Consider the following 12209-nt stretch of genomic DNA (forward strand, 5'->3'; position numbering starts at 1 on the left):
TAGATTGCGAGAGTCGAAGCTAATCAAATCGACAACGAACGCTATACTGAAATCTCTGCTTTTCGAAGCAGACTTTTTCGTTGACGAAAAAGATCTCCAAACCTTTGTCGGCGCGACTTCACAAGAGTCGCGCTTTTTTTTTACCTTTTTTGCCCTGCTTCCGGGTTCGCTTATTGAAGCTTTCCATCCGGACCGACGGGAGCGAATTCGAGTCCCGGCGTCAGGCTCCAATCTTCGATCACATAATGACGTGCGTCCATTGGGGATGACAGCAGGTTCTGCCAGTGATCGCCGTGCCACATCGGGTCGAACTCGAGCAGGGACGGGCGTTGTGAAGGCGTTTCGGAAGGCGGCGCACCCTTCGTTGATTGAAACAGTTGTGCGGCGATACGGCGAAGGGAATCAAACAGCATGACATTTCTCCGATTTCAAACTGCTGGTTGAAATGTTGCGTTTGACAGATCACCTTAACAAGTCGTGGAAACACTTACGAATGACACGTTTTGTTACATTTAGGAAAAGATTTCTGACAGGCTATTGTTAGACAAATCGGATCGGCAATTCAGACCGGTTAAAATTATGAATTGGCTGAATAATTGATGCCGCTATATCCGCTTTAACAGCGCGTTTGATGTATATCCAGTTTTTGATTTGAAACCGCTTGACGCCCCTATCGGCTTCCCTTTATAAATGGCCTTGCTGGATTTTCGATAGCGGAACCCTGATTGTGCATCGTGCATATATTGCGGTTTGCGGAATCGTGAATCGTAATCGGCATTAAGAGCATCGCCTGTCTTATCAAATTGAGGGAAAGTGGAACATGGAAACTGGTATCGTCAAATGGTTCAACGATGCTAAGGGCTTCGGCTTCATCACGTCCGATGCGGGCGGCGAGGACCTCTTCGCGCATTTCTCGGAAATCCGTGCAGACGGCTTCAAGTCGCTGAAGGAGAACCAGCGCGTGTCGTTCGAGGTGAAGGCTGGGCCCAAGGGCAAGCAGGCTGCGAACATCCAGCCGCTGTAATGCGCGGTTGAGCCGCTGGCTCTTAGGATAAACCCTCGTTCGCGAGGGTTTTTTATTGCCGCAATTCGGAGTTAATCCGCTTCCGGTAGGGCGAGGAAAAATGCGGTTCGAAAATTTCCGCGAGTTTTCCTCGGTTGGACATCAATATGTCATATTCGTGTAATCCCTGATTGATGATTTATTTATGATCGTCCAATCGAATAAACATATTCCCGCCGGCCGCTTTACCGATGGTCCGTCCTATCCCACTGCTTGAGATTGCCCGAGCAACGCCCGCCGCCGATAGTGCATACTTGTGCAGAGTTATGCATTGCACAGTCTCCCCACATGTCTGAATTGCTTCTGTCTGATCCGGCCCTCGATGTGCCGATCGTTTTTGTCGACCTGGAAACGACGGGTGGTTCCGTCGGCGCTCATCGGATCACCGAAATCGGCGTTGTCGAACTGGGGCCGGATGGCGCATCCACCTGGACCACGCTCGTCGATCCTGGCCAGCCAATCCCGCCTTTCATCCAGCAGCTGACGGGCATCACCGACGCGATGGTGCGCGGCGCGCCCACCTTCGAATCCATCGCTGCCGATCTTTTCGCGCGACTCGACGGCAAGCTCTTCATCGCGCACAACGCGAATTTCGACCGAGGCTTTTTGCGCAGCGAGTTCCAGCACGCGGGCTACGCGTTCAATCCCGACATGTTGTGCACCGTACGTCTGTCGCGCGCGCTTTTTCCCGCCGAAAAGCGTCACGGCCTCGATGCGCTCGTGGAACGGCATGCGCTTGTGCCGTCGGACCGGCACCGCGCGCTTGCCGACGCCGATCTGCTCTGGCAGTTCTGGCAGCGGCTGCACGGCCTCGTTCCCGTCGACGTGCTGCGCGCGCAAATCGATAAGACCATGCGCCGGTTCCGGCTCGCGGGCGACATCACGGAAGATCTGCTCGATACCGCGCCCGCCGGTTGCGGCGTCTACGCGTTCTTTGACGAGAACGACGCGCCGCTCTACGTCGGACGAAGTGTGCGCGTGCGCCAGCGTCTGCGTGCCCATCTGACGGGCGAGCGCCGTTCGTCGAAAGAATTGAAGCTCGCGCAGCAGGTGCGCCGCGTCGAGTGGCGTGGCACGGGCGGGGAAATCGGCGCGCTGCTTGCCGAAGCGCAAATGATCGCGGCGCTCCGCCCGCCGCATAACCGCGTGCCGCGCGTGAGCCGCGCCGATCCCGCCGACGCCCCCTGGCCTTACGACGGTGCGATCGCGTTCGAGGAGCGCGATGCGGCTGATGGCGCGCGCGTGTTCCATGTGGTGGATAAATGGCGCTACCTCGGACACGCGCCCTCGCTGGCCGAGGCATCGACGCTGCTCGCCGCGAGCGTCGTTGGCGCGTTCGAGCTGTCGACGTGGCGCGTTTTGCAGTCGCATCTCGCGCGCGGGCTGAGTGTGTTGCCGCTCAGCCGTCAGGCCGCGGAGACCGTTGCAAGCGTGATCCCCGCAGCGGCGCCCGCCGACGCAGCCTAGCCCGTCGCTCCCACGCCGCCCGATTCGCACACGTGCCCGAGCGCGCGCGTCAGCGCGGCGTTGCGCGTGTTGTCGTAGCGGGTGAGCGACTTCCAGTTGTCGATGCCGCGCGCGACGCGCGTCGGGCAATCGTCCTGCGCGCGCAGCGTCTGAACGCGCGCCAGCGCGGTGATCAACGACTGCGTCAACTTGTCCAGCTGCGGCCTGAGGCTCGTCGCGAGATCCGGCGCCGCGCCTTCGGGCGGGCGGCTGGCGCGCCACGTGTCGAAGAGTGCGTTCTGCACTTCCTTGCTCGCATCGATCTGATCCTGGAAGAATTCATGCGCAAACGCCGGGTCTACGCCCGCGCGTGCTGCACGCTTTTCGACGTCGGCGAGCAAGGCCTGTTCGCGCGGCGTATCGGTGATCGGCTGATGATGCGCCCACTTGTAACGCGCGACAGGCTCGGCCAGCGCCAGGCGCTGCGACGCCAGTGCAATCAGATTCGTCAGCGCGGTGTCGTCGCCGTCGGCGCGGGCGGCTCCCGGCGTGAAGGCGAGGGCGGAAGCAAACAGGATCGCGCCAAGCGCACCGGTGAAATTCGGACGGGTCATTGAGCTTGATGCAGCACGCGGCCGCATTCGAGAAAGGGAAAAGACAGAAGAATAGACGAAGCGCGGAAAGATGCGCCATGCATGCGCAACACGCGCTGGCCGAGCGAAGGAGAGGCGAGGTGGAACGGAACGTGAGCACGCGCGACACGATGACGCATCGGCAACGGCGCTCAGCAGAACGAAATCAGCGGCGGGCCAACACAGAACACGGGCGCGCACCGACGCCGCGCCTCGATGAAGGAAGCGCGTAGACGTTCAGCAGCACTGCGCATGCATTCCTGCGTGTCCCGATGCTGCAATGCACAGGTCGATCGTTACTTCGGCTCGCACAACTTGCGTTGTTCGTCAAAGAACGCGCGAACGTGCTCGGGCAGTTCCGCGCCCAGAAACTCAACGCCTGCAGGTTCCGGATCCGGGCTGAACACCTTGTCGGGGGTCGGAATCTTTGGCGGTCTGCTATCCATGATGGTTCTCCTTTACGAATTCATTATGTCCCTCGGCGCGCGTCGTGCACTAGCGCTGCCGCATACAGCTGATGTTTTGGCGCGCTCTTTGTTGCTTTAACGGCACACGCTCCCAGGGATTGAAGCGCCTTGTTTAGAATTTGACGATTGTCTGTATTGCAGTACGTCTAAAGACTGTCTCCCGCCTGCTTGCTATACTGCGCGCTCACTTTTTCAAGTAGCGATGACACGTTCGACACGCTGGATCAGTCTCGTATGGCTGGCGCTGGTACTCAATGTACTGTCGCCTGTCATCGGCTATGCGCGTGCTCCGGGTGCGCAAGGCCCGCTGTCTGTCGAGCTCTGTCACGCAGCCGGTGCGCAGAACGTCGTCATCGATCTCGATGGTTCGCACGACGACACGTCGAAGACGCACCTCGTCGTTCCCCACTGTGTCTACTGTCCGGGCTTTGCCGCCAACTTCGCGCTGGGCGGCAGCGTCCCGTTCGTCGTCCCTTCCGCACGCACGCTTGCTTACTCGCAAGCCATCGAGCCCGAAGCCGTCTTTGTGCGCCGCAGCGTGCGCGTCGCACAACCTCGCGCCCCACCCCTGTCCCGTCGATCTGAAGCTGTCTCAGCCAGCCCGTTTGCCCGCCTCTGACGTCGTCATGACGTAGCGGGCGGCGGGCCGCCATGCGCGCCTCCTGTCCCGAGCACCGTTGTCTGCCCGTGTTCCTCACGCGGCGCAGCGCGTCGACATTCAGGCCGGCATGGCGCCTTCGATCACGTCCACAGGACTCATATGCGCATCGTTTACGCTGCGCTGTCCGCACGCACGCGACTATCGCTTGCGTGCGCGGCAGTGTTCGCCGTTCAACCCGCCTGGGCCGACGAAAGTACGACCGATCGTGCCATCATCGGCCGCCCGGCGTCCGATACTTCGGTCTCCCATCCTTCTGTAACGAACAACTCCGCCAATTCGTTGACGGGACCCGTGAGCACATTGCAGGCCGTCAGCGTGACAGCCGCGCGCGCCGCGCCCGCATTCGCGCCCGGCACGCCCGGCGTCGTGGAGACCGTCACGCGTGAGCAGATCGACGCGCGCAACATCGTCAACACGGAAGACGCGCTCAAGTACGCGCCGAACGTGATGGTGCGCAAGCGCTTCACGGGTGACCGCAACGCGGTCTTCGCCGGCCGCGATTTCAACGAGTTGCAGAGCGCGCGCGGCCTCGTCTATGCCGACGGACTGCTGCTATCGAACCTGCTGGGTTCGAGCTACGCGTATCCGCCGCGCTGGTCGCTGATCGCGCCTGACGACATCGGGCAGGTCGAAGTGCTGTACGGCCCGTTCTCGGCGCTATATCCGGGCAACTCGATCGGCTCGACGGTGCAGATCACCACGCGCAAGCCGGAGAAGCTCGAGGCGTCGCTGGATACTCAGCTTTTCACGCAGCATTACGACGACGCGTACGGCTTCTCGAAGAGCTTCGGCGGCAATCATCAGACGGCGCATATCGCCGACCGCGTCGGCCGCTTCTGGTATTCCCTGACGCTCGACCGTCTCGAGAACAACAGCCAGCCGATGCAGTACGCGAGCCCGAGCAGCACGTACAACGCGAAGCTCGGCGCGCCCGTCGCGGTGACGGGCGCGGCCACCGACATCGGCCCGAACGGTCAGCCGCGCGTGATCGTCGGTGCCCAGACGATGGAGCGCACCGAGCAGATCAACGAAAGCGTGCGCATGGGCTACGCGATCACCGACCACGTCGACGCGACGCTCACGCTCGGGCACTGGGAAAACCACTATAAGGATCGGTCGGATACGTTCCTGACGGATGCCGCGGGCAACCCCGTCTATGGGGGCAACGTGACCATCGGCGGGAAGAACTACACGATCTCGCCGACCGCGTTCTCGCCCGCCAACGGCGATCAGGAGAACTGGCTCTACGCGCTCGGCCTGAACGGACGGCTCGATTCTGGCTGGAAGCTCTCGGGCATCGTGTCCGCGTACGACGTGTCGCGCGATACGCTGCGTTCGTCGACGACCGCGCCGCCCGCCGCATACGGCGGCGGCCCCGGCACGATCTTCTACGGCGACGGCACCGGCTGGCGCACCTTCGACCTGAAAGCGGAGTCGCCCTTGTATGCGGGCCATGCGCTGACGGTCGGCTATCACTTCGACAACTACTTCTTGCGCAACGAGACGTACAACACGCCCGACTGGCTGAACGGCTCGCCGTCGACGCTCGCCAGCACCTATCGCGGCGACACGCGCACCCAGGCGCTGTACGGCCAGGACGCATGGCGTTTCGCGCCCGGCTGGCTCGCGACGCTCGGCCTGCGCTACGAGCGCTGGGTCGCGTACGACGGCGCGCTCGGCAACGGCTCATCGACCTTCGGCTACGCGGACCGCAGCGCGAACGCGCTGTCGCCGAAAGCGTCGGTGCAATGGCAGGCGACGCAAGACTGGCTGTTCCGTCTGTCGTTTGCGACGGGCACGCGCTTTCCGAGCGTCGCCGAGTTGTTCCAGGGGACGATCTCGAACAACGCGATCGTCAATAACAATCCTGGGCTGAAGCCGGAGAAGGCGATCGACTGGGACTTCACGGCGGAACGCGATGTCGGCGTGGGTGTGGTGCGGGCGAGCGTGTTCCAGAGCGACCTGCGCGACTCGATCTATAGCCAGACGACCGTCAGCGGTTCGACCACGGTCACGAACATCTCGAACGTCGACCGCGTGCGCGTGCGCGGCGTCGAACTCGCTTTTTCCGGACAAAACGTGCTGCTGCACGGGCTCGATCTCGACGCGAACGTGACGGCGACCCACTCGAAGATTCTCGCCGACGCCGCGAACCCGTCGTATGTCGGCAAGCGTTTCCCGCGCATTCCCGTGGTGCGGGCCAACCTGCTTGCGAACTACCACTTCACGCAGCAGTGGCAGGGCAGCGTGGGACTGCGCTACTCCGGCCGCCAGTACAACACGCTCGACAACAGCGACATCAATCCCGACGTCTACGGCGGCACCAGTTCGTTCTTCGTGATCGATCTGAAGGCGCGCTATCAGGTCGGCAAGCACTGGCTCGCGTCGGTTGGCATCGACAACGTCACGGACCGCCGCTACTACGTCTTTCACCCGTATCCGGGCCGCACCTTCTACGGAGAACTCAAATGGATGCTTTAAGAAAGCGGGCGGCCGTGTGGGCCGTTGGCTTCTCGTTGACGCAGCCGCTGATGGCGCACGACGCATCGGGCGAAGCACACGCCGCGCACGGCGTGCAGATGGAGACGGCGGGCAGTAAGGGCAGTAAGGGCGGTAAGGACGGCATGGGCGGCATGAACATGAATGCCGCCGCGGCCAGGCCCGCGAAAACGCCGCTCGCGACGGGCGCCGCGTTCGACGCGAAGCATCGCCTGTGGGTTGCGTGGGTGGAGGGAGAACACGTCGTCGTCGCGCATTCGGACGATCGGGGCCGCACGCTGTCGCCGCCCGTCACGGTCAACGCGATGCCGGAGCCGATCTACACGAGCGCCGAGAATCGTCCGAAGATCGCCGCGAGCCCCGACGCGAAGACGATCTACGTGACCTGGTCGATGCCGCTCGACGCGCCGTACACAGGCATGGTCCGCTTCTCGCGCTCGACGGACGGCGGCGCGACGTGGAGCGTGCCTGCCACCGTGCACGGCGACCGGCAGCCGATCACGCATCGCTTCGATTCGCTGATCGTCGACGGGCAAGGGCGCATCTTCGTCTCGTGGATCGACAAGCGTGATCTGACGCTGGCGAAACAGGCCGGCAAGCCGTACGACGGCGCGGCTGTCTACTTCGCGGTATCGACGGACGGCGGGCAGACGTTCCAGCCCGAACGCAAGGTCGCCGACCACACGTGCGAGTGCTGCCGCATCGCGCTCGCGCTCGACAGCGAAGGCCGCGTGCAGGCCATGTGGCGCAACGTGTTCGAAGGCCAGATCCGCGATCACGCACTCGCCGTGCTGCCCGCCGACGCGCAGCAGCCCGTCGTGCCGATCCGCGCGACGTTCTCCGGATGGCATATGGAAGCCTGCCCCGATCACGGCCCCGCGCTCGCGATCACGCCGGACGGCGTGCGCCATATGGCGTGGTTCAGCGTCGTCAATGGACGCGCCGATGTCTACTATTCGCGCCTTTCCGCCGACGGCAAGCCGCTCGGAGAGCCGTGGGCGTTCGGCGACACGGGCAAGCCCGACGGGCAGGCGTCGCACGCGGCGTTGATCGCCCGAGGCAAGACGCTGTGGCTCGCGTGGAAGGATTTCGACGGCGACACGATGCGCCTGATGCTGCGCCGCTCCGACGACGAAGGCGCGCACTGGAGCGCGGCGCGCACGCTCGCGCAGACGGCGGGCGGCAGCGACAACCCGCAGTTGCTCGACGACGCCGGCCGCGTCTATCTGTCGTGGCGCACGCAGAACGACGGCTACATGCTCGTGCCCGTCGAGGAGGCCAAGTAAATGAAGCGAATCTTCATGGCGCTGGCGGCGTGTGTGATGGCTTTCAACGCGCAGGCCGTCGATCTCAAGCCGCTGCGCGCACCCGACGTCGATACGGTGCTTGCCGCATCTCGAGGCAGGCCGCAGATCGTCGAAATCTGGTCGCTCGATTGCAGCTATTGCCGCGAGAATACGGCGCGCATCGTCGAATGGCAGAAGAAGCATCGGGACGTGCGCCTGACGATGATCGCGATGGATTCGATCGACGACAACGCGGCCGCGCTGTCTCAGGTGCTCGCGACGCTGCCGCTGCCGCCGCAGACGGTGCTTTACGCGAACGCCGAGGCGATTCCCGAGAAGCTGCGCCGTGCGCTCGATCCCAACTGGCGTGGAGAGATGCCGCGCACGTTGCTGATCGACGCGCATGGCGCGCGTCAGGCGTCGAGCGGGTTGTTGCAGTCCGCGACGCTCGACGCGTGGCATCGCTAGTGCGCTATCTGAGCGACGGCGCGCGGCGGCGCGAGCTTGCCGCCTTGCTCGCCGCTTTGTTCCCTTGTCCCGCGCGCCTGGCGAGCGCGGCGTCGACCGCGTCGCGCATGCATTGCGCGACGAGTTCCGACGCTTTCGTGCGCGACGCGCGCGCGGGCCGCGCAATCACGAGCGGCTGGCGAATGGTTTCTTCGCGGATGGGCCGCTCGATCGCGCCCGCCCCCATGGTCTGGTCGCCCTGGGTAATCAGCAGCGAAACGCCGAGCCCGTTCGCCACCATCCCACGCACGAGTGCCAGCGATGTCGCCCGATAGCGCACTTCGGGCGCAAGCCCGCATTGCCAGAACGGCGCCATCAGAAACTCGCGGCTGTGCGGCAGATCGATCAGGATGAGCGGTTCTTTCGCGAGGTCGTGCAGCGATAGCCTGCCGGCTTTCTTCGCGAGCTTCGATTGCGCCGGCACGAGCGCGTAGGGGCGGAGTTCCGCGAGACATTCGCGCTCGATATCGGCGGGCAAGCCGACGTCGTACATCAACGCAAGTTCGATACGGCTGCTGCGCAACGCGTCTTCGAGCTGCATGAGATCGCCTTCGATGAAGCGTATCGACAGATCCGGGAAGCGTGCGCGCGCGATGCGCAGCAATTCGGGTAGATAAACAGGCGCGATCGTGCTGAATACGCCAATCTGCACTTCGCCCGCTGCCGCGTCGCCGCTGTCGTCGGCCTCGAACGACGCGGCGGCGTTCAGCAACTGATGCGCCTCCGCCAGCTTGCGTACGCCGAAGCGTGTCAACGTCATCTTCGCGCCCGATTCGCGGGTGAACAGCGTGTCGTCGAACAGCGCTTCGAGTTCGCGAATCGCCACGGAAATAGACGGCTGCGATACGTTCAGCAGTTTTGCCGCGGCCGTGGTGCTGCCCGTCTCGGCCGCCGCCGTGAAATAACGCAGAAGCCGCAACGAGACACGCATCAGGAAATCCTATAGGTGCTAGTTTGATTCCATATTTTACTTGATAGGCTAGGCCGCCGAGAATCGTTGCAATCTCTGCTGAAAGGAGCATTCGATGCAACGTTCGAATCTGCCGCTGGAAGGCCTGCGCGTAATCGACTTCTCGCGCGTGCTGGCCGGCCCCTATTGCGCCGCGCTGCTCGGCGATCTCGGCGCCGATGTGATCAAGATCGAGCCGCCTTCGGGCGACGACTATCGTGCAGTCGGCCCGTTTGCGGCAGACGGCGAGAGCGGCCTGTTCGCCGCGATGAACCGCAACAAGCGCAGCATCGTGCTCGATCTGAAAACGGACGCGGGCCGTGAACTCGCGCGCGCGTTATGCGCGGACGCCGATGTCGTCGTTGAAAATTTCCGGCCGGGCGTCGCGGAGAGGTTGGGCATCGGCTACGCGGACTTGAGCGCTGCCAATCCGTCGCTCGTGTATGCGAGCGTGTCGGGCTTCGGGCAGACGGGTCCCGAATCGCATCGTCCTGCCTACGACATCATCCTGCAGGCAATGTGCGGGTTGATGGATGCCACGGGCTCGCCGGACGGACCGCCGACGATGATCGGCGAGTCGGTGTCGGATGTCGTCAGCGGGTTGTTCGCGTCGTGGGGCGTGCTCGCCGCATTGCTCGCGCGCGAGAAGAGCGGCAAGGGCACGCATGTCGACGTGTCGATGTTCGACGCGACGCTCGGCTTGAGCGCGACGCTCGTCGCGCGCTACGCGGCGACGGGAATCGCGCCGCGCCGCGTGGGCAACCGGCATCCGTCGTCGGCGCCGTTCGGCGCGTATCGCGCAGCCGACGGCTTCTATGTCGTCGCGGTGTTGAACAACAAGCTCTTCTCGGCTTTCGCGCACGCGATCGGCGCGCCGCACCTCGCCGCCGATCCGCGTTTCGCCAGCGACGCGTCGCGCTGCCGTCACGAAGCCGATTTGCGCGCGACGATCGAGACGTGGTCGTCGGCGCTCACCGTCGATGAGGTCAATCACGTGCTCGGCGCAGCAGGCCTTCCCGTCGCGCCGATTCGCAACCTTCATGAGGCGCTCGAAAGCGATCACGCTGCGCATCGTGGTTTGCTGACCGAGGTACGGCGAGACGGACACACGAAGCGTGTGCCGACGCAGCCGGTCAAGTTCTCCGCGTACGGGGCCAATTGCGTGTCGCCTGCGCCGGGGCTCGGCGAACACGCGGACGCGCTGCTGCGGCAACTCGGCTATGACGCCGACGACATCGTGTCCTTGCGCGAGCGCGGCGCGTTCGGCGTTCCTGTGGTCCGCGCGGGTGATGTGAATCGCAACGAGGAGCAAGATCATGCGTAAGCGGCTGGGCATCGAAGACGGCGACCTGGAGATTGCCGATGCGATCTCGCGTTTCGCACAAAGCGAACTTGCGCCGCGCGCCGCGCAAGTCGATCGTGACGAGCTGCCGACCACGCGTTATGTCGCGCAACTCGCGGAACTTGGTGTGATGGGCATGAATCTGCCGGAGCGATGGGGCGGCGTCGAGGCGTCGCCGGTGGCAATCGTGCTGTCTCTGGTGGAGATCGCGAAGGCCTGCGCGTCGACTTCGTCGATGATCGGCGCGCACTACCTCGCAACCGACTCGATCCTGATCGGCGGCGACGATGCGCTACGCGATCGCTATCTGCCCGACGCGGCCAGCGGCAACAAGCTCGGCGCGTTCGCGCTGACCGAGCCGCGCGCCGGTTCCAACCCCGCCGACATGGCGACGCGCGCGACGCGCGAAGGCGACGGCTATCGGCTGACGGGCGTCAAGCACTTCATCTCGAACGCCGATGCGGCTGGTTTCATCGTCGTGTATGCGAAGACCGATCCCGACGCAGGCGCGCGCGGTATCAGCGCTTTCGTGGTCGACCGGCATATGCCCGGCGTCGATGTTGCGCCCGCCGAAAAGCTCATGGGCATTCGCGGCGCGCCGGCGCACGAAGTGGCGCTCGATTGCTTCGTCCCTGCTGTGAACCGGCTCGGCGTGGAGGGCAGCGGCTTTCGTACGGCGATGAAAGTGCTGGACAACAGCCGGCTCGACGTGGCCGCAACGTCTATCGGGATTGCGGAAGCGGCGTTGTCGGCGGCGACTGGCTGGCTGAAAGAGCGGCGGGTCGGCGGCGAGCCGCTGTCGGGCCGGCAAGGTCTGCAATGGACGATCGCGGACATGAAGACGCGGCTCGAAGCCGCGTGGCTGCTGACCTTGCAGGCCGCCGCGAAGCGCGCGGCGGGAGAGGCGTTCACACAGGATGCGTCGATGGCGAAGCTCTATGCGTCGGAGATGGTTGCGTTCGTCACCGATGCCGCGTTGCAGATGCATGGCGGATACGGCTTCACGCGCGAGATGCCACTGGAGCGTTACGTGCGCGATGCGCGGATCTTGCGTATCTACGAGGGGTCGTCCGAGATTCAGCGGACGGTGATTGCCCGGTCGGTATTGGGATGAACGGCGTGATGCACGCCGGACGTATGTGAGCGGTGGAGAAAAGCAAAAAGCCCAGTCACGAGGACTGGGCTTTTTGTTGAATCTGCTGGTGCCGGAAAGAGGAATCGAACCCCCGACCTTCGCATTACGAATGCGCTGCTCTACCGTCTGAGCTATTCCGGCGCCTTTGTTGCTTTCGTTTAGTTCGTCAGCAACGAAGAAGCAAGATTATAGAGTGCTCTGTATCGGCACGCAAGTGCTTTT

At 63.5% G+C, this 12209-nt stretch carries 12 protein-coding genes and 1 tRNA gene; 8 read left to right on the plus strand and 5 right to left on the minus strand.

Annotated elements, in window-relative coordinates:
• Positions 1-170: 170 nt before the first annotated feature.
• Positions 171-413: a hypothetical protein gene (locus C2L66_RS03790; RefSeq protein WP_060601934.1), complete on the minus strand. Its 243-nt coding sequence runs from the start codon at positions 411-413 to the stop codon at positions 171-173.
• A 407-nt stretch (positions 414-820) separates the two neighbouring features.
• On the opposite strand from C2L66_RS03790, the gene C2L66_RS03795 reads away from it, so the two are divergent.
• Positions 821-1024: a cold-shock protein gene (locus tag C2L66_RS03795; protein ID WP_007578158.1), complete on the plus strand. Its 204-nt coding sequence runs from the start codon at positions 821-823 to the stop codon at positions 1022-1024.
• A 327-nt stretch (positions 1025-1351) separates the two neighbouring features.
• The gene (locus tag C2L66_RS03800) at positions 1352-2530 is read left to right on the plus strand and encodes an exonuclease domain-containing protein (RefSeq protein WP_060601931.1); all 1179 of its coding nucleotides are present in this window, start codon (positions 1352-1354) and stop codon (positions 2528-2530) included.
• On the opposite strand, the gene C2L66_RS03805 is transcribed toward C2L66_RS03800, so the two are convergent.
• Together C2L66_RS03805 and C2L66_RS41160 are read right to left on the minus strand one after the other, a co-directional pair.
• Positions 2527-3123, minus strand: coding sequence for a chorismate mutase (locus C2L66_RS03805; RefSeq protein ID WP_060601927.1), 597 nt, complete (start codon positions 3121-3123; stop codon positions 2527-2529). The genes C2L66_RS03800 and C2L66_RS03805 overlap by 4 nt on opposite strands.
• 314 nt (positions 3124-3437) lie before the next feature.
• Positions 3438-3587: a hypothetical protein gene (locus C2L66_RS41160; protein WP_035989898.1), complete on the minus strand. Its 150-nt coding sequence runs from the start codon at positions 3585-3587 to the stop codon at positions 3438-3440.
• Between the two features lie 223 nt (positions 3588-3810).
• Here C2L66_RS41160 and C2L66_RS03810 point away from each other — a divergent pair, with 223 nt between their 5' ends.
• The 4 genes from C2L66_RS03810 (at position 3811) to C2L66_RS03825 (ending at position 8522) form a co-directional block, all read left to right on the plus strand.
• Positions 3811-4227 carry a DUF2946 domain-containing protein gene (locus tag C2L66_RS03810; RefSeq protein WP_060601924.1) on the plus strand — a complete coding sequence of 139 codons (417 nt, stop codon included), beginning with the start codon at positions 3811-3813 and terminating at the stop codon, positions 4225-4227.
• Positions 4228-4368: 141 nt separating this feature from the next.
• On the plus strand, positions 4369-6750 hold the full coding sequence (locus tag C2L66_RS03815) for a TonB-dependent receptor (protein WP_060601921.1): 2382 nt from the start codon (positions 4369-4371) through the stop codon (positions 6748-6750).
• A gap of 50 nt (positions 6751-6800) precedes the next feature.
• Complete coding sequence (locus tag C2L66_RS03820; RefSeq protein WP_082670378.1) at positions 6801-8054, plus strand: sialidase family protein; 1254 nt, start codon at positions 6801-6803, stop codon at positions 8052-8054.
• Positions 8055-8522, plus strand: a complete 468-nt coding sequence (locus tag C2L66_RS03825) for a TlpA disulfide reductase family protein (RefSeq protein WP_060601916.1) — start codon at positions 8055-8057, stop codon at positions 8520-8522. It begins immediately after the preceding gene.
• Positions 8523-8526: 4 nt separating this feature from the next.
• On the opposite strand, the gene C2L66_RS03830 is transcribed toward C2L66_RS03825, so the two are convergent.
• Positions 8527-9492 (minus strand): LysR family transcriptional regulator, encoded by a 966-nt coding sequence (locus C2L66_RS03830; protein ID WP_060601912.1) that lies wholly within the window; start codon positions 9490-9492, stop codon positions 8527-8529.
• A 94-nt stretch (positions 9493-9586) separates the two neighbouring features.
• On the opposite strand from C2L66_RS03830, the gene C2L66_RS03835 reads away from it, so the two are divergent.
• Together C2L66_RS03835 and C2L66_RS03840 are read left to right on the plus strand one after the other, a co-directional pair.
• Positions 9587-10834 carry a CaiB/BaiF CoA transferase family protein gene (locus C2L66_RS03835; RefSeq protein WP_060601909.1) on the plus strand — a complete coding sequence of 416 codons (1248 nt, stop codon included), beginning with the start codon at positions 9587-9589 and terminating at the stop codon, positions 10832-10834.
• Complete coding sequence (locus tag C2L66_RS03840; protein WP_060601906.1) at positions 10827-11966, plus strand: acyl-CoA dehydrogenase family protein; 1140 nt, start codon at positions 10827-10829, stop codon at positions 11964-11966. The genes C2L66_RS03835 and C2L66_RS03840 overlap by 8 nt, the downstream gene beginning before the upstream one ends.
• 86 nt (positions 11967-12052) lie before the next feature.
• Here C2L66_RS03840 and C2L66_RS03845 read toward each other — a convergent pair.
• A tRNA-Thr gene (locus C2L66_RS03845) sits at positions 12053-12128 on the minus strand.
• Positions 12129-12209 lie beyond the last annotated feature (81 nt).

Origin of the sequence: Paraburkholderia caribensis, from assembly GCF_002902945.1 — a bacterium.
GTDB lineage: Bacteria > Pseudomonadota > Gammaproteobacteria > Burkholderiales > Burkholderiaceae > Paraburkholderia > Paraburkholderia caribensis.